A 16,685-nucleotide genomic window follows, 5' to 3' on the forward strand; every position below is an offset into this window, starting at 1 on the left:
GCCTTCGGCAGCTCCTACATATGCGTATTTCGATTCGAAATGTTTGAAGGTTGTTTTGATTTTGCAGACTCTTCCGACCGGGTTTTCAGCTTATCCGTCCGCAACATTTCGCTTCGTAGACTACAGCCCAAACCTATCGACAGATTTTCAATGCTGTCTACTGTCAACCCTGACAGTAGACAGCGCAAAAAGCCGTACCTACCTTGATTCATCCAGATTCACTATCTGGTCACAGGACAAGACAATCAAGGAGATGAACATGGTGACTGAATTTGTTTTTCCGAGTGAAGAAAGCCCTACCTCAGGTTCCCTGCGCGCCAACATCAATGGTGTGGCTTTTGCGGCGGACGGTTTGAATTTCGCTTATGACTATCACGTTCCTATGCGACGGATGTATCTGACATTGGCTGCTGCCCAGGAAACGCAGGATGCCCAAGGGAAAACAGTGGTGAACGTCATTGAGGTTGTATTCAGTGCCGAGATAGAAAACGGTCGCAGTGATATCGTCAACGGGCACGTGGCCGCAGCCTATTCCACGATGCAGAAGACAGGCGGGAAATCCTCTACCCGGATCTTCAACGCCGATGAAGGCTCGTTCGATATAACCTTTGATCGCGAGAAGAATATCTACAAAGGCACATTTCACTTCCAGTCAAAGGATGCTGTACATCCCGGTGTTCTGATCAGCGACGGTGAATTCGATATCACGGGCCGAGACAGCTTTACCATCTAGCTGGAAAGCAGATTTTCCAGCACGGGTCGGCGTAGTCAGTACCTATTTCACGTGACGTCCAACGTGTTCGCAAAACGTTTGGGGCCTCGTTCATCGCCTGGTGGATAGCCCGGTGGTTTGAGAGCGGAGAGGCGGCCGGTTTTGGCGCTTTCCGAGACTTGAATTCAACTCGGTAGCGCACGTCGACGTCTCTCTCTCAATCTCCTCGGCAGTTCCCTCTCCCTACGGGCGGTCCGACGTTTCGGGAGGGCCAGGGTGAGGGTTGCGATCTGCGTTTGTTTAAAGACGTGTCTGAATCAGCGGAACCTTCCCACAAGGTTTTCAGGTTGTCCGTCGGACGTCCGGTCTCTAGCCTGTGTTCGTCGCTGCCAAATCAGCGACCGGGCATGGAAACCCGAAAACACGAGAGAGCAGATAAGCCTTTCATAACGCGTCTCGGATACTCCTGACGCGCATGCAGAACGTTCACGATTTCGATCCGATCTGTCACTCGATAAATGATCAGATAGCTGGAATTTACGACGATCTCCCGAGTGCCGGTGATCCGGCCTGATCGATAGAGATAGGGATGATCAGGAAGATAAGCTATGGCCTTTCCAACTGCCTTCAAGATCTCTTTGGCTGCTCCAACATTCCTTTCGACTATGTATTCGAGCACTGTTACCAGCTTCGCCCGTGCTTCGGGCCTCCACTCAATCGGCCTCGAAACCATTGTCTTTTGCCTTAATCAAGGCATGTATCTCGGCCATTACTTGTTCATGCGAAAGATTCGGACGCGGATCATCGAGAGACGCTTGTACTTCCGCCCTGAACCAGCGGTCATAGCTCGCAGCCTGTTCTTCAGGATCAAGGTTCGAGACGACTGGGCACAGTGGGTCAATCATCTTTGGGTCGATCATGGCACCTCCGGGATCAATGCCTGAAAGTCTATTCGGTAAGGGGAATGTTGTCGTGGTTGTCTGGATGAATTGCACGTTGGTCGAGCTCCTTTGGGTTCAGGTTGTCCCGAAAAATCCTAGTCCTTGCGCTTCCGACGGCCAACCGCCAGAGGTAGTAGGAAAACGTGCAGCTTTTCCAGAAACCATTCCTTTTTCTGAAGCAAAAGAAATCTCATGTAGGAGCTGCCGAAGGCTGCGATCTTTTGATCTCAATCTTTAAAAGCAAGATCAAAAGATCGCAGCCTTCGGCAGCTCCTACATAAGGTTAAAAACCGCGACCCCCCTCACCAGAGAATCGCGGCCCATCAACACCCAACCCCTACTGCTGCAAAACCGTCGCCTGGTTAGCCGACCCGAACTGCTGAATATTTGCCGTCTGCGTAACCCCACTCTGATCAACATTGGCAATGTTCCCCGTGCCGCCCTGGGTCACATACGCCACGTTCATCGTATCCGCCTGCTTAACAGTGATCATGTTGTCGCTGCCATACAACTGCGCGGTATACGCCTGGTTGCCAGTCCCGGATTGATCGAACTCAGCACTGTTGCCGGTGCCATTCGAAGAACCCTGAATCAGGTTGGTCGTCCCGCGCTGATCCGAGATCAGAATGTTGTCGCTACCATTCTGATCAAAATACAGCTCGTTATACGACTCCGTCTGACTGACCGTGGTCTTGTTGCCCGTCCCGGTCTGATGCGTGGTCATCACTTGGCCGACGCCATCCTGAGTGAAGCTGGCGATGTTGCCATTGCCCGCCTGAGTAACCGTCGCGCGTTGGCCACTGCCGAACTGGCCGCCGGCTTGCGGGCCTTTCCAGTTGCTGGCGTAGACCTTGTTGTCGTTACCCACGGAGGTGGCGCTGAGCACGTGGCTGTCGCCGTTCTGGTAGGTGAAGTGCACGTTGCCGTTACCCACCTGATACAGCGCCAGTGTCGAGTTGACCGATTCGAACTGGTCGGCGTAGATCGCGTTGGTGTTGCCGACTTGGGTGACGGCGGCGGTGTTGTTTTCGCCGAAGCTTTGGTCGACCACGGTTTCGTTGCTGTCGCCATATTGGTTGACGGTGGCCTGGCTGGCGAGTTGCGAGTCTTGCCAGATTTCGCTGCCGTTGAGGTTGCCGAACTGGTTGATGCTGATGTTGCCGCCGGTGCCGTTGCGCTGGTCGCCGTAGGCGTAGTTGCCTTCGCCGGCCTGGTTGATGCCGATCTGGCCGCCGTTGTGCAGTACTTGTTCGGCGGTGCCGTAGTTGGCGGTGCCGTATTGGGTGATCACCGAACTGTTGCCGCTGCCTTCATAGAGTTGTTCGATGTTGGCTTCGTTGCTGTCGCCGAACTGGAAGGTTTTGCCTTCGCTGCCGTTCTGCGAGTCTTGATAAATGAACGAGAAGTTGCCGGTGCCTTGCTGCTGTTGCAGCGCGTTGTTCGGTGAGCCAAAGCCCAACGACTGGCTGGCATGGGCGGTGTTGAAGGCGCCGACTTGTTGCTGGGTAATGGTGGCGTTGTCTTCGTAAAGCTGTTCGGCGTAACCGGCGTTGTAGTCGCCGACCGCGTCCTGGGTAATCACGCTGGTGGCGTGGTCTTGCACGGCGGCGGCGTCGTTGCCCTGGCCCAGTTGGGTCTGGGTGGCGGTGCTGAACGGCGCCTGGGTCTGTTTCACGTCGGCGATGTTGGCGGTACCGGCCTGGCTTTGGTTGGACAGGCTGTCGTCGGCCATGGCCTGGGCACTGATCATGACCAGGAGGGCGGCGGTGAGGGGCGTCAGTTTGAACATGATTGAACTCTCCGATGATTTGCAGTGCTTAGCGATATTGCTTGACCGAAACGCTCATGCCGTTGCCCGACTGGGTCACGGCGCTTTGCAGCCCCGCGCCGGCCTGCTCGATGCTGGCGTCGTTGTTGTTGCCGTTTTGCGAAATCTGCGCGCGGTTGTGGCTGCCGTTCTGCGTGATGGAAGCGGCGTTGCCGGAACCGTTCTGGTTGATCAGCGCCATCAGGTCGCTGCCCTGTTGCAGGATGTACGCTTCCTGATTGCTGCCCGACTGCACGATCTGCCCGAGCAGCGACTGACCGTTCTGTTGCAGCAGGGCGACGTTGGCCTGGCCGAGCTGGTCGATCAGGGCTTGCTGACCCACCGGTGGGGGCAGTTCGCCGAGGTCGCTGCTGGTCGGGGCCAGGTCGTCGTTGTCCATCAGGTCGTCGGCGCGCACGCCTGCAGTGCTGCACAGCAGGAGCAGGCAAAGCAGGGCGGCGGTCGGCGTGTTCATGGCTCACATCCTGTCAGGCGTTAACCGATTTGAAGTCGGCCCCAGCCACCCGAGAGTGGCTGGGGATCAGGCTTACAGCGTGGTCACCGAGACCGTGCGCACGGTGCCCTGGGACGAGCGGATCGTCGCGGTCGGGTTGGCCGATGGCACCACCGTCGTGTTGTTCAGCGTCAGCCGCCAGCGACCGGTCACCGGTACGGTGGTGGTGCCGAGGGTGACCAGCCCGGTCGGGGTGGTGACCTGCACGGTGATGGTGTTGCCGGTGGTCACCGACGAGGTGCCGGTGAAGTCCCAGTTGAAGCGCCCGCCGGAGCGTGCCTGCACCGTCGATGCGGTCACGGCGAAGGTTTCCGCCGCTGGCCGTGGCGACACTTGCACCGTGACCGTGGCTGGCGTCGACAGGGCGCCGAAGCTGTCCCGGGCGATGTAGGTGAAGGTCGTGGTGAACGCCGTGGTCACGGTGGCCGGTGGCGTGTAGGTGATCACCGTGCCGTCAGTGCTGACCGTGCCACGGCCAGCGGCCGGTTGGGTCAGACTGGCGACGCCCAGCGGCACGTTGCCTTCCGGATCGGTGTCGTTGGCCAGCACGTTGATCGGGATCGCCACACCCAACGTGGCGACGCTGTCGGCGACGGCGGTCGGTGACCGGTTTGGCGCGACGGTAATCGTCACGGTCGCCGGGTTGGCCGAAGCCAGGCCTTTGGCGTCCTGCGCTTTGTAAGTGAACGTTGTGGTCAGTGGCGCGTTGACCACGGCGGGCGGCGTATAGACCACAGCGGCGGTGCCACTGAGGGCTACGGTGCCTTGGCCGGCCGCCGGTTGAGTCAACGCGGTGATGCCCAGCGGATTATCGCCATCGGGATCGCTGTCGTTGGTCAACAGGCTGAGGGTGATCGGCACACCGAAGCTGGTGCTGCCGGTGTCGGCATTGCTGATCGGCGCCTGGTTTTCCCCGGTGTCCGGCGCGGTGCCGACCACGACGACCGCCTCGGTGTCACTGCCGCCGGCGGCGGATTTCACCGTCACGGTGGCCGGTGGCTGGGTCAGGTCGGCGACGGTGATGCGTTGCAGCGTGCCGGTCTTCGACAGACGTCCGTAACCTTGGGCAACCATGTCCGGGATCGCCACTTCATCGGTCGATGTCGCTTCGATCAGCAAGGTTTTGTTGGCCCAGCTGTAGCGCGCGGTCTGCACTTTCACCACGTCGGTGAGTTTGGCCGACACCGAGGTTGGGCGCGTGGTGCCGGCCGGGTTGGTTGCGGTCACGACGACGACCGAAGGCAGCGTACCGTTGCCCAGGCGCTGACCGAAGAACAAACCGCTATTGTCACCGGTCAGGCTGGTCTGGCACGGGGTCGGCGGTGGGCCAGGAAGCAACGCGACGGTTTCACGGAAGCACAGGGTCGAGCTGCTGTCTGCCTTGGCGAACACCTCGGCGCGCACACCGGCCGAGGTGCGGCGATAGGTGGCGCGGTCGATGTCGACATGGGTTTGCTGACGGCTGTCGAGCACCTTGCCGGCGACGGTGAACAGGGTGGTTTGAATCGTGCCGGCGCCGGACGGCCCGACGATGCGGACGAAGTTTGTGTTGAACGGGCTGCCGGTTACCGCTTCGGTGAGGTTCGGATCGCCAACGAAAGTTTCGACGCCGCCGGTGTCCGGGTTCACCTCGGTGTAGGGGCCGTTGATGCTGCGCAGGAACGGGCCGATGGCGCCGTTGAGCGTGCCGCTGAAATCGCCCGGCGCACCGATGCCGATGTCCTTGGTGATGTTGATCGCGCGCCGCCCAGGGGTGGTGACGTTGACCGTTTCCACGCCATACGGGTGAGTGATGACGTAGGTGCCGGCCACGGGCACGTTCACCCGGATGCGGATCCGCGCAAAGCTTTGCTGATCGCCATCCGCCGGGTTTTCCGAGGCGAACGCCGCTTCGATCCCGGCGACATACGCGTCCATGCCAAATCCGGCGCCGTTGTTGGGGATAGTGGTTTCGGCGAGGAACCAGAAGGCTTCCGGTGGCCAGTTGTCCGGGAACACCATCGGCAGGCTGTCATCGAAGATGCCCGGTTCCGGCAGCAGGGTACACATGTAGGCCGGTGGCGTGGTGACGCCGACGCGCGAACTGGCGGCGCGTGACTGGCACAGTTCCATCGACAGGTTGTTGCTGTCCTGATACCACATCGGGAATTTCCCGGTGGCGAAGGTGTAGGGGCCGGGGTCGACGGCGGCGAGTTGCGCATAGGCACTGCCGGTCAGCGAGAGAGCGAGCCCGAGCGCGTTGAGCGCAAAGCGTGGCCACTTGTTCATGATGCCTCCTGATGCGGATCTGGGCATGTGAGCGTTCATTGCACGATGACCACTTCTTCGGTGTCGCTGCCGCCGTTGGACGACGTCACGCGGACCTTGGCTGGCGGTATCGGCGAGATTCCGGTGGCGAGGCTTTTCACCGCGCCGTCGCCACTCAGCGCACCGATCGCGGCGCCGCTGCCGGAGGTGGCGGTGAGGACCGGCGGCGAGGTTTCGTCACTGGTCGAGGCCACTACGGTCAGTTGTCCAGAGCTCAAGCTGTATTGCGCGCTCTGGATCACCACCAGGTCGGTCAGGCTCATGGGCAGGGTGGTCGGCGTGCTGCTGGCGATGGCCAGGTGATTGTCGGCGGTCACTTGCAGGACGCTCGGCACGGTCGGGTTGGCCGACGATTGCGCGTACCAGGCACCGGTGGAGTTGGCTTCGGTCATGTTCAGCACCGGGGTGAAACTGGTCACGGCGACGGTGCCCGGGGCTGGCGGTGCGAGGACGAACACGTCCTGCTGTGCGACCGGCGCGCTGGCCCCCGCTTTGCGCGAGTAAGTGCTGCGCTGGGTGATCATGGGTGTAGGTCGAACAACGGTCGACAACTTGCCGGAGACGGCAAACGCCGTCGTACGCAGGTCGATCCCGCCGGGGCCTTCAATGCGCACGTAGTTGGTGTTGAACGGACTGCCGGTGACCGCCTCGCTGAGGTTCGGGTCGCCGACGAATTGCTCGGCGGCGCCGGTCACCGGGTTGGTCTCGGTGTACGGCCCGTTGACGCTGCGCAGGAACGGGCCGATGTCACCCTTGAGCGCGCCGTCATAGGTTTTCGGCGTGCCGATGCCGATGTCGCGGGTCATGTTGATCGCGCGGCGGCCGGGGGTGTCGATGTTGAACACGTCGACGCCGTACGGGTGGGTAATGACGTAAGTGCCAGCGGTCGGCACATCAACGCGAATACGGATGCGCGCGAAGCTGACTTGATCGCCCTCGACCGGTTCTTCGGCGGCGAAGGCGGCTTCGATGGCGCTGACGTAGGTCAGGTCGATGCCGCGCGCCGCGTCGACGAGGGTAGTTTCACCGGTGAACCAGAACGCTTCGTCAGGGAAATTGGTCGGGAAGACGATCGGTTGCGCGTCGTCGAACACCCCGGGAGTCGGCAGCAGCGAGCACATGTAGGACGGCGCGCCGGGTGCGCTCGGTACGCGAGAACTGAGTGCTTTGGACAGGCACAGGTCCAGGGTGCGGCCGTGGGTGTCCTGATACCAACTGGCGAAACCACCGTTGGCCGGCGCGTACGGACCGGGGTCAACAGCAAACAAAGCGGCCTGAGCAATGCCCTGGGCCAAGGCGCTCACGACCAGGACGGTCGCGGTTTTGGACAGTAAAGGGTGCATGAGTTAATCCCTCTATCAAAGTACCTGCCCCTTGGGGTTGGGTCAGTTGCACAGGGCCTGTACACCTTCCATGCCAAGGTGCGGTGGATGGGCGGGAGAGGGCCGGATCAGAAGGGTTGGCGCGTGTGAGGCTGAGGTTTTCAGGCCGCGGGAAAAGGGCGTCATTCCCCAGGATTGGGGACGGTGGGGATACCCTCGATGGCCCGCTGTACACAAAACCCCTGTAGGAGCTGCCGAAGGCTGCGATCTTTTGATCCTGTTTTTAAATCAAGATCAAAAGATCGCAGCCTTCGGCAGCTCCTACAGGGATTTTGGGTGGGTTTGGGAGGTGTGCAGCGGGTCGATATCCCCGCATCCGGGCAAACCCCCACCCGTGGGCTATAACCCTATAGGGACGTATCGGGAAGTCGCCGCCATGAATATTCAGTCAAAATCGCTACCCGTCGAGGAGGGCACCCTACGGTTGGGCTCGCGCAAGCAGCCGTTCAACCTGCTGCGTTGGTTTTCGCTGATCAGCATGGCGGTGATCGGCACCGTGGCCGTGGCCCTCGGAGCGGTGTCGACGCGGTTTGTCATCGAGGAAAGCGTGCAGCGCGATGCCTTGCTCACCGCGCAGTTCATTCAGGCCATCGCTTCGGCCGAGGTGCGCCACGTCTCCATTCCCAACGTGCGCACCATGGGCGAATTGCTCGACCCGCGCCAGGACATGCATTTCCCCGACGTCAGTCCACAGGCCCGGGCCGATGCGCGTGGTGAATTCCTCGATCACATCGAACACCTGCCGGACGTGATTCTCGCCAACATCTATGCGCCGGACCGCCAGGTGATCTGGTCGACAAACCCCGTGCTCATCGGCACCAGCATTCATGCCGACGAAGACCTCGATCGGGCCTTCAACGAAAAGATTCCGGTGTCCGCCAGTTATCACGACGTCGACAAGGCCCGTGAGGAACAGAAGTTCGTCATCCCGCCGGATTACATCTTTATTGAAAACTACATTCCGCTGTTCGACGCCGAGGGCAAGAACGTCACGGCGATGGTCGAGATCTACAAGGAACCCAAGGACCTGATCGCCCGCATGGAGCGTGGGCTGACGCTGATCTGGCTGGCCACCGCGCTTGGCGGCGGGCTGATTTATCTGGGTTTGTACTGGATCGTGCGGCGCGCGGCGATTTTGCTCGCGGCCCAGCAGAAACAACTGATCGCCAATGAAACGTTTGTCGCGCTGGGCGAGATGTCCTCCGCCGTTGCGCACAGCTTGCGCAATCCACTGGCGACCATCCGTTCCAGTGCCGAACTGGCGCTGGAATTCGACGCGGGCCCTGCCGAAAAGAACATCAAGGACATCATCGGCCAGGTCGACCGCATGTCGAAATGGGTGCGCGAATTGCTGCAATCGCTGCGCCCGCTCAACGATGATCCGGAGCCGGTCAATCTCGTCGCGACGTTGCACGAAAGCCTCGTTGCCTTCGAACAGCAGATCGCCCGTGCCGGCGTAAAAGTGGTGTTCCACCCGCAGCACACGCCGATGGTGCTCAGCCAGTCGGTGCAACTGACGCAGATCCTTAACAGCCTGCTGGCCAATGCACTGGAGGCGATGGACAAGGGCGGCACGTTGACTGTCACTCTCGAGCCGAGCGACGACCGAGGTGTGTGCGTGGTGCTCAGCGACACCGGCAAAGGCATGAACGAAGAACAGCGCACCATGGCCTTCCGGCCATTTTTCACCACCAAGGCCGGTGGTCTCGGCGTCGGCCTGGTGCTGGTCAAACGCATCATGGAACGCTTCGGCGGCGGCGTGACCCTCAACAGCCGCGAAGGCGAGGGCACCACCGTGCGCCTGGCCTTTCAATTAGTCCCCTGAACCACACATTCCGCCCTGTAGGAGCTGCCGAAGGCTGCGATCTTTTGATCTTAAAAACCAAGATCAAAAGATCGCAGCCTTCGGCAGCTCCTACATGAGGTTTGTATAACTGAAAAATTGTGAACTTCCCCCACCAGTGGGTGTCAAGCCCCGGTCACCGGGGAGTGGGGAAACCCACAGCGTCCTCAAGTCCCTGTTACAACTGGAAATAATTTCTTGGCGCACTAGTTGCAAAACACCATCACCCCTTCCTTGATGAGGCGGCTGGTGATGGACAGAACAACGCGTGACCCAAGCAACACCTTCCTGCTGACGCCTTTGAGCGTCTTTCTGATGTTGACCCTCGGCACCATGGCCAGCGTTCGCGCCAGCCCCATCGATGACGAACGACAGCCAGAAACCTCCGACCCGTCGGCGTACTACGACGAACCGGCTGATCGTGCCGGAGCGCTCAATAACATCCTGACCCTGCCCGAGGCCAACGAAGACTCCTTCGATTTGCCCGACGGCGTCAAAGGCAGCCGCGACTCGACCCGCACGGAAAACATCCTGCCGCCGACCGTGCAGACTAGTTTCAACTACCCCACCAACGGCAAGCCGAGCCCGCTCTATGGCGCGCAGCCGTTCACCCAGCAGTTGACCCTGTTCGAAGAGTTCGGCCCGGAAAAACTCGACCCGACCACCCCGGCCGCGCCGCTGCCATTTCCACCGGCCGCGATTGGCCCGGCCCCTGCGCAGGACCCGAACAACGTCGCCCGCAGCGCGCCCCCCGGCAGCGCCCTCGATGCGTTCCTGCGCCAACCCGGACTGACGCCATTCCCCAGCCAGTTCTCCAACGTCGTCGACCGCAATCCGTGGCAGGCGCAGATCGAGGTGTTCCTCAATCGCCACATCGGGTCCTCTGCTGAAGGGCGGCCGCCAGGAAAAGGCTGGGCGCACCAGCGCTGGAACGAGTTCTACCCACAAGTGGCGTACAAAACCGTGCAGACCGGCGCGCGCCTCAACGGTGGCCTGCGTGACAGCGTGCAAATGCACCATTACGCGGTGGGCGAGTTCGGCCCTGGCGGCCTGTACCACAACGTCGCCGGTGTACCGCTGACCGACGGCACCTCGAAGGGCGTCGACCCGCGTTTTCACCCGGCGATGCCGGCGCAAAACCACAACTCGGTATGGACCTTCGACGGCACGCTGCCGCCAAAACTGTTGATGGTGCGTTACGGCCAACCGGTGATGATGCGTCACTACAACGGCTTGCCGATCGATCCGTCGGCCAACCACGGCTTTGGCCTGCACACCATCAGCACCCACGAGCACAACGGCCACGCGCCAGCGGAAAGCGACGGCTATGCCAACGCGTTCTTCTTCCCCGGCCAGTTCTACGACTATCGCTGGCCGATCCAGCTCGCCGGTTACGACAGCATCAACACCAAGGCCGAAGACCCGCGCGCCGCGTTCCCTTGCGCACCGGGCGAAACCCTGTGGGTCAACGACCTGGCGCCGGCGAAGAAGACCTGTGACAACGGCACCATCAAGATCCGTGGCGACTGGCGCGAAACCATGAGCACCCACTGGTTCCACGACCACATGCTCGATTTCACCGCGCAGAACGTCTACAAGGGCAACGCGGCGATGATGAACTACTACAGCGCGCTGGATCGCGGCAACGAGTCGATCAACGACGGCGTCAACCTGCGTCTGCCCAGCGGCAGCGCCTTGCCGTGGGGCAACCGTGACTACGACGTCAACCTGGTGTTCGCCGACAAGGCCTGGGATCAGGAGGGTCAGTTGTGGTTCAACCCGTTCAACACCGACGGCTTCATCGGTGATCAGGTGCTGGTCAACTGGCAGTGGAAACCGACGCTGGACGTGCGCGCACGCAGTTATCGCTTCCGCATCCTCAACGGTTCGGTGTCGCGCTACTTCAAACTGGCGCTGGTGCGTGAAATCAAAGGCAGCGGCGGTGAGTTCCAGGGGCCGAAAAACGCCGGCGTGTCGTACAGCCGCGTGCCGTTCCACATGATCGCCAACGACGGCAACATCATGGAGCACAGCGTGCCGTTCGACGGCAGCATGGACCTCGACGCCGACGGCGATAAACAGAACCACAACGCGATCCTGCCAACCCAGGGCATCGCCGAGCGCTTCGACATCATCGTCAACTTCTCGAAAAACGGCATCAAGCCTGGCGACAAGCTGTTCTTCCTCAACCTGCAAGCACAGGACGACGGCAAAGGCCCGAAAGAAGTGATCTCGCTGGCTGACGTGCTTTCGGAGAAATACCTGCCGGTGATCAAGCAGACCAGCAAGGGCCCGCAATGGGACAAGGGAGATCCGGCGGTGGGCAAGGTCTTGCAGCTCAACGTCAAGGCTTACACCGGTCAGGATCTGGCGATGAACCCGGCAGCCTACGAACCGGCGAAACCGGGCAAGGCCGAAGGGCTGGTGATGATTCCGCTGAAGATCCATCGTGACAACGCCGCCGACAAAGCGCTGCTGGCCAAGGCTCGTCACCGCACCTTCACCTTCGGCCGTTCCGACGGCACCGATGAAGCACCGTGGACGGTCAAGACTGACGGCGGTTTCGGTTACCACATGGACCCACGTCGCTTGAACGCCTCGACCCAGTTGTCCAGCGGCCCGACCGATGCCGGTGTCACCGGGTTCGGCACTCTGGAAGTGTGGAACATCAAGGCCGGCGGCAAGGGCTGGAGCCATCCGGTGCATGTGCACTTCGAGGAAGGCATCATCCTCAGTCGCGGCGGCAAGACCCCACCGGAATGGGAAAAATGGGCGCGCAAGGACGTCTACCGCATCGGTTCCGAAGCCGATGGTCTGGACAGCGTCGAGATGGCGATCAACTTCCGTGAGTTCGCCGGGACGTACATGGAGCACTGTCACAACACTCAGCATGAGGACAATTCGATGCTGCTGCGTTGGGACCTTGAGAAGCCGGGCCAACTGCAACTGATGCCAACCCCTCTGCCAAGCTGGGACGGTGTGCGCTACGTCAACTCCGCCGCGCTGCCAACCTTCCGCAACGGCGACGGTATGGGCCCGCAAGTGGTGGTCAAGCCATGAACCGCCGCCACGGTGACCGCCAACCGCTGCATACCCCGCGCTCCCGGGCGCTGGGCATGCACCTGGTGCTGCTGCTGGTGGCCTGTGTGCTTGGCAGCCGCGTGCTGCTGGCGCACCAGGCCAGCGTCAGCGAACCGCCAGCGTCCAGCGAATCCGCCACCCCGTGGGGTGGCGACTATTTCCCCAACACCCTGCTGACCGATCAGGACGGTCAGCAGGTGCATTTCTTCGATGACCTGATCAAGAACAAAGTGGTGGTGATTAATTTCATCTTCACTTCGTGCAGCGACTCATGCCCGCTGGAAACCGCACGCCTGCGCCAGGTGCAGAAATTGCTCGGCGATCGGGTTGGGCAGGACATCTTCTTCTACTCGATCAGCATCGACCCGCTCAGCGACACCCCCGAAGTGCTCAAGGCTTACGCGCAACGCTTCAAGGTCGGCCCCGGCTGGAAGTTTCTCACTGGCGAATTCGAAGACGTCACCGACCTGCGCAAAAAACTCGGGCTGTTCATCGAAGGCGTCGACAACGGTCGCAACAAGGATCACAACCTCAGCCTGATCGTTGGCAACCAGACTACCGGGCGCTGGATGAAAGCTTCGCCGTTCGAGAACCCGTGGATCCTCGCCGACCAACTGGCCAACACCTTGCAGAACTGGAAGCAGCCGAGCATCGAGGAAAGTTACGCCAACGCCCCGGACATTCGCCCGCCGAGCAATGGCGAAGAACTGTTCCGCACCCGCTGCGCCTCGTGCCACAGCCTCGGCCCGCAGGACGGTCAGGGCATCGGCATGCGCAGCATCGGCCCCGACCTGATCGGCGTGACCCGCAACCGTGACAACAAATGGCTCAATCGCTGGATCCGCGAACCGGATCGCCTGCTCGCGGAAAAAGACCCGATTGCGCTGCAACTGTATGAACAATTCGAGCGAATCCCGATGCCCAACCTGCGCCTCGACGAGCCATCCGCGCAGTCGATCATCGACTTTCTCAGCGATGAAACCGAGCGTCAGCATCCGTCCGCCAAAGCCTTGGCCGACGGCGCTTTGACGCCAGTAAATCCGGGCGATTCAGCCGCAGCGGTGAGTGGTATGCAGTAGCGGCGAAATAGCATCATTGAACCGTGTGTTGCGGTCATAGCCACCTACACTGATGGCTGTAAGCGCTTCGATACAAACACTCCAGGGCACTCCCATGCAGCGACTGGAAGCACAAAAAACCACTGCACCGAACGCCTCGGTCGCAGGCAAGGGCTGGCGTGAGCAGTTCAATCTGCTGCGCTGGTTCTCGCTCGCCAGTTTTTTCATCATCGCCGCGGTGGCGCTGGGGCTGGGTTATATCTCCACGCGTTTTGTGGTCACCGAAAGCGTGGAGCGCGATGCGTTGCTGACCGCGCAGTTCGTCCAGGCCATCGGCGCGGCGGAAATACGCCACGCTGGCATTACCCCGGCGCGAACCATGGGCGAAATGCTCGACCCGCGTCAGGACAACAATTACCCCGATGTCGATCCGGCGGCGCATGTCTCGGCGCGCACCGAGTTTCTCGATCACGTCGAACACCTGCCGGACATTCTCCTGGCCACGGTTTACGCACTGGATCGCACGGTGATCTGGTCGACCAACGCCGAGCTGATCGGCGTGCACATCAAGGATGACGACGAACTCGACGAGTCGTTCGAGATGAAAGTGCCAGTGTCCTCCAGCTACCACAAAATCGACGATGAGAAACCCGAGCAGCAATTGCTGCGCGAGCCGAAATACCTGTTCATCGAGAACTACATCCCGATGTTCAACGCCGACAAAAGCAAAGTCATCGCCATGGTCGAGATCTACAAGGAACCGTCGGATCTGGTCGATCGCATCGACCGTGGTTTCGCCTCGATCTGGGCGGCGACCTGTTTTGGAGGCGCGGCGATTTTTCTGGCGTTGTTCTGGATCGTCCGCCGCGCGGCAAAACTGCTGCAGAGCCAGCAGCAACAACTGATCAGCAACGAAACCTTTGTCGCCCTCGGCGAGATGTCCTCGGCGGTGGCGCACAGTTTGCGCAATCCACTGGCGACCATCCGCTCCAGCGCCGAACTGGCCCAGGAAGTCGCCAGCCCCGGTGCGCAACGCAACATTGGCGACATCATCAGCCAGGTCGATCGCATGTCGCGCTGGGTGCGCGAATTGCTGGTATCGCTGCGACCGATGAATGACGACGGTGAAGCGGTCGATCTGGGCATGGCGGTCGAGGACACCCTCGGCGCGTTTGATGCGTTGATCCGGCGCAACGGCGTTGAAGTGCGATTCAGTCCGCAAAACTGCGCGCCGGTCGTCAGTCAAAAGGTGCTGCTGACGCAAATACTCAATAGCCTGTTTGCCAACGCCCTGGAAGCCATGCCCAAGGGCGGTGTGCTCACCGTCGAGTTCGAATCGCCGCAGCCGGACAGGGTGCGCATGACCGTGATCGACACCGGCAAGGGCATGAGCGCGCAGCAGCAACTGTTGGTGTTCAAACCTTTTTTCACCACCAAACAGGGCGGCCTCGGGGTTGGCCTGGCTTTGGTCAAAAGAATCATGGAGCGTTTTCAGGGCTCGGTCGTCTTGACCAGCAAAGAGCAGGAAGGAACCCGCGTCAGTCTCAACTTCAAAGTGGCATCGGGAGGGGAATATGGAACACAGCATTCTGCTGGTCGAGGATGACGAACTGCTGGCCGAAAATATTCAGACCTACCTGGAGCGCAAGGACTTCGAGGTGACGGTCTGCCATTCGGCTGAAGACGCGCTGGAGCAATTGGGCAGCTTCATGCCTGACATCGTGCTGACCGACAACTCGCTGCCGGGCATGAGTGGCCACGACCTGATCCAGAAGCTGCGCATCAGCGCGCCGGATCTGAAAGTGATCATGATGACCGGTTACGGCAACGTCGAAGATGCCGTGGTGGCGATGAAAGAGGGCGCCTTTCATTACGTCACCAAACCGGTCGCGCTGCAGGAGCTCAAACTGCTGCTCGACAAGGCCCTGGCCACCGAGCGGATGGAGCGCACGCTGTCCTTCTATCAAGAGCGCGAGGCGCAGAAATCCGGGGTGCAGGCACTGATCGGCGATTCGGCACCGATGCAGTATCTGAAGAACACCATCGGCCAGTTGCTCGACGCCGAGCGGCGCATGGCCAACACCGATCTGCCGCCGGTTTTGGTCGAAGGCGAGACCGGCACCGGTAAAGAACTGGTGGCCCGGGCGCTGCACTTCGACGGTCCGCGCAGCAAAGGTCCGTTTATTGAATTCAACTGTGCGTCGATCCCGTCGAATCTGGTCGAGTCGGAACTGTTCGGCCATGAGAAAGGCGCGTTCACTGACGCCAAGGACCGCCGGGTCGGACTGGTGGAAGCGGCGGATGGCGGCACGCTGTTTCTCGATGAGATTGGCGAGATGGACCTGCTGTTGCAGGCGAAGATTTTGAAGTTGCTGGAGGATCGCACCATTCGCCGGGTCGGCTCGGTGAAGGAGCGCAAGGTCAATCTGCGGGTGATCAGCGCGACCAACTGCAACCTTGAACAGATGGTGCAGCAGGGCAAATTCCGTCGAGATCTGTTTTTCCGGCTGCGGATCATTTCAATCAAAGTGCCGCGTTTGTACGCCCGGGGCGAGGATATTTTGCTGCTGGCGCGGCACTTCCTCGCCAGCCATGGCAAGCGTTACGGCAAGCCGAATCTGCATTTCAGCCAGCAGGCCGAGGAGTTGCTGCTCAGTTACACCTGGCCGGGGAATGTGCGCGAGCTGCGCAACATGCTTGAGCAAACGGTGCTGCTGGCGCCGAGTGACACGATTGCCGCGCATCAGTTGAATGTGTGCATGAGCCTGGTCGACGAACCGCCGCTGCATATTCATGACGCGCCGGTGCACTACGAACCACGGCCGGCGAGCAATACCGAATCGATGAACCTGCCGGAAGTCGAGCGCGACATGGTGCGCAAGATGCTCGACAAAACCGACTGGAACGTCACCAAATCCGCGCGCCTGCTGGGCCTGAGCCGCGACATGCTGCGCTACCGCATCGAAAAACTCGGCCTCGCCCGCCCTGACAAACGCCAGTGGTAGCGGCCGTACACAATAAATGTAGGAGCTGCCGCAGG

Annotated in this window: 12 protein-coding genes; 6 read left to right on the forward strand and 6 right to left on the reverse strand. The window is 60.6% G+C overall.

The window, feature by feature from the left end; translation table 11 throughout:
* Positions 1-733 (forward strand): hypothetical protein (locus PMI37_RS32140; protein WP_238552676.1); only part of this gene is annotated, 733 nt, incomplete at its 5' end.
* Positions 734-1,106: 373 nt separating this feature from the next.
* On the opposite strand, the gene PMI37_RS31055 is transcribed toward PMI37_RS32140, so the two are convergent.
* From PMI37_RS31055 to PMI37_RS01570, 6 genes are all read right to left on the reverse strand, one after another.
* Positions 1,107-1,445, reverse strand: a complete 339-nt coding sequence (locus PMI37_RS31055; RefSeq protein ID WP_081500482.1) for a type II toxin-antitoxin system RelE/ParE family toxin — start codon at positions 1,443-1,445, stop codon at positions 1,107-1,109.
* Positions 1,426-1,617 (reverse strand): type II toxin-antitoxin system RelB family antitoxin, encoded by a 192-nt coding sequence (gene relB, locus PMI37_RS31060; protein WP_081500483.1) that lies wholly within the window; start codon positions 1,615-1,617, stop codon positions 1,426-1,428. The genes PMI37_RS31055 and relB overlap by 20 nt, the downstream gene beginning before the upstream one ends.
* 373 nt (positions 1,618-1,990) lie before the next feature.
* The gene (locus PMI37_RS01555) at positions 1,991-3,442 is read right to left on the reverse strand and encodes a curlin (RefSeq protein ID WP_008077337.1); all 1,452 of its coding nucleotides are present in this window, start codon (positions 3,440-3,442) and stop codon (positions 1,991-1,993) included.
* A gap of 28 nt (positions 3,443-3,470) precedes the next feature.
* Positions 3,471-3,935 carry a curlin gene (locus PMI37_RS01560; protein WP_008077339.1) on the reverse strand — a complete coding sequence of 155 codons (465 nt, stop codon included), beginning with the start codon at positions 3,933-3,935 and terminating at the stop codon, positions 3,471-3,473.
* Between the two features lie 72 nt (positions 3,936-4,007).
* On the reverse strand, positions 4,008-6,242 hold the full coding sequence (locus PMI37_RS01565; protein WP_008077340.1) for an Ig-like domain-containing protein: 2,235 nt from the start codon (positions 6,240-6,242) through the stop codon (positions 4,008-4,010).
* A 35-nt stretch (positions 6,243-6,277) separates the two neighbouring features.
* Entirely contained in the window at positions 6,278-7,624 is a 1,347-nt protein-coding gene (locus tag PMI37_RS01570) for a hypothetical protein (protein ID WP_008077342.1), read from the reverse strand.
* Between the two features lie 415 nt (positions 7,625-8,039).
* Between PMI37_RS01570 and PMI37_RS01575 the strand changes: the two genes are divergently transcribed.
* The 5 genes from PMI37_RS01575 (at position 8,040) to PMI37_RS01595 (ending at position 16,650) form a co-directional block, all read left to right on the forward strand.
* On the forward strand, positions 8,040-9,488 hold the full coding sequence (locus tag PMI37_RS01575) for an ATP-binding protein (protein WP_008077344.1): 1,449 nt from the start codon (positions 8,040-8,042) through the stop codon (positions 9,486-9,488).
* A 270-nt stretch (positions 9,489-9,758) separates the two neighbouring features.
* Complete coding sequence (locus PMI37_RS01580; protein ID WP_008077346.1) at positions 9,759-12,566, forward strand: multicopper oxidase domain-containing protein; 2,808 nt, start codon at positions 9,759-9,761, stop codon at positions 12,564-12,566.
* The gene (locus PMI37_RS01585) at positions 12,563-13,666 is read left to right on the forward strand and encodes an SCO family protein (RefSeq protein WP_008077348.1); all 1,104 of its coding nucleotides are present in this window, start codon (positions 12,563-12,565) and stop codon (positions 13,664-13,666) included. Before PMI37_RS01580 ends, PMI37_RS01585 begins: the two co-directional genes overlap by 4 nt.
* Positions 13,667-13,760: 94 nt before the next feature.
* The gene (locus PMI37_RS01590; RefSeq protein WP_008077350.1) at positions 13,761-15,251 is read left to right on the forward strand and encodes a sensor histidine kinase; all 1,491 of its coding nucleotides are present in this window, start codon (positions 13,761-13,763) and stop codon (positions 15,249-15,251) included.
* Positions 15,220-16,650, forward strand: coding sequence for a sigma-54-dependent transcriptional regulator (locus PMI37_RS01595; protein ID WP_008077352.1), 1,431 nt, complete (start codon positions 15,220-15,222; stop codon positions 16,648-16,650). The genes PMI37_RS01590 and PMI37_RS01595 overlap by 32 nt, the downstream gene beginning before the upstream one ends.
* Positions 16,651-16,685 lie beyond the last annotated feature (35 nt).

Origin of the sequence: Pseudomonas sp. GM80 (genome assembly GCF_000282515.1) — a bacterium.
Taxonomy (GTDB): domain Bacteria; phylum Pseudomonadota; class Gammaproteobacteria; order Pseudomonadales; family Pseudomonadaceae; genus Aquipseudomonas.

Excerpts from the sequence above, each read along its gene's own strand:
- PMI37_RS01570 (WP_008077342.1), bottom strand. The coding sequence starts at position 7,624 with ATGCACCCTTTACTGTCCAAAACCGCGACCGTCCTGGTCGTGAGCGCC.
- PMI37_RS01580 (WP_008077346.1), top strand. The coding sequence starts at position 9,759 with ATGGACAGAACAACGCGTGACCCAAGCAACACCTTCCTGCTGACGCCT.
- PMI37_RS01555 (WP_008077337.1), bottom strand. The coding sequence starts at position 3,442 with ATGTTCAAACTGACGCCCCTCACCGCCGCCCTCCTGGTCATGATCAGT.
- PMI37_RS01590 (WP_008077350.1), top strand. The coding sequence starts at position 13,761 with ATGCAGCGACTGGAAGCACAAAAAACCACTGCACCGAACGCCTCGGTC.
- relB (WP_081500483.1), bottom strand. The coding sequence starts at position 1,617 with ATGATTGACCCACTGTGCCCAGTCGTCTCGAACCTTGATCCTGAAGAA.
- PMI37_RS01595 (WP_008077352.1), top strand. The coding sequence starts at position 15,220 with ATGGAACACAGCATTCTGCTGGTCGAGGATGACGAACTGCTGGCCGAA.
- PMI37_RS01565 (WP_008077340.1), bottom strand. The coding sequence starts at position 6,242 with ATGAACAAGTGGCCACGCTTTGCGCTCAACGCGCTCGGGCTCGCTCTC.
- PMI37_RS01585 (WP_008077348.1), top strand. The coding sequence starts at position 12,563 with ATGAACCGCCGCCACGGTGACCGCCAACCGCTGCATACCCCGCGCTCC.
- PMI37_RS01560 (WP_008077339.1), bottom strand. The coding sequence starts at position 3,935 with ATGAACACGCCGACCGCCGCCCTGCTTTGCCTGCTCCTGCTGTGCAGC.
- PMI37_RS31055 (WP_081500482.1), bottom strand. The coding sequence starts at position 1,445 with ATGGTTTCGAGGCCGATTGAGTGGAGGCCCGAAGCACGGGCGAAGCTG.
- PMI37_RS01575 (WP_008077344.1), top strand. The coding sequence starts at position 8,040 with ATGAATATTCAGTCAAAATCGCTACCCGTCGAGGAGGGCACCCTACGG.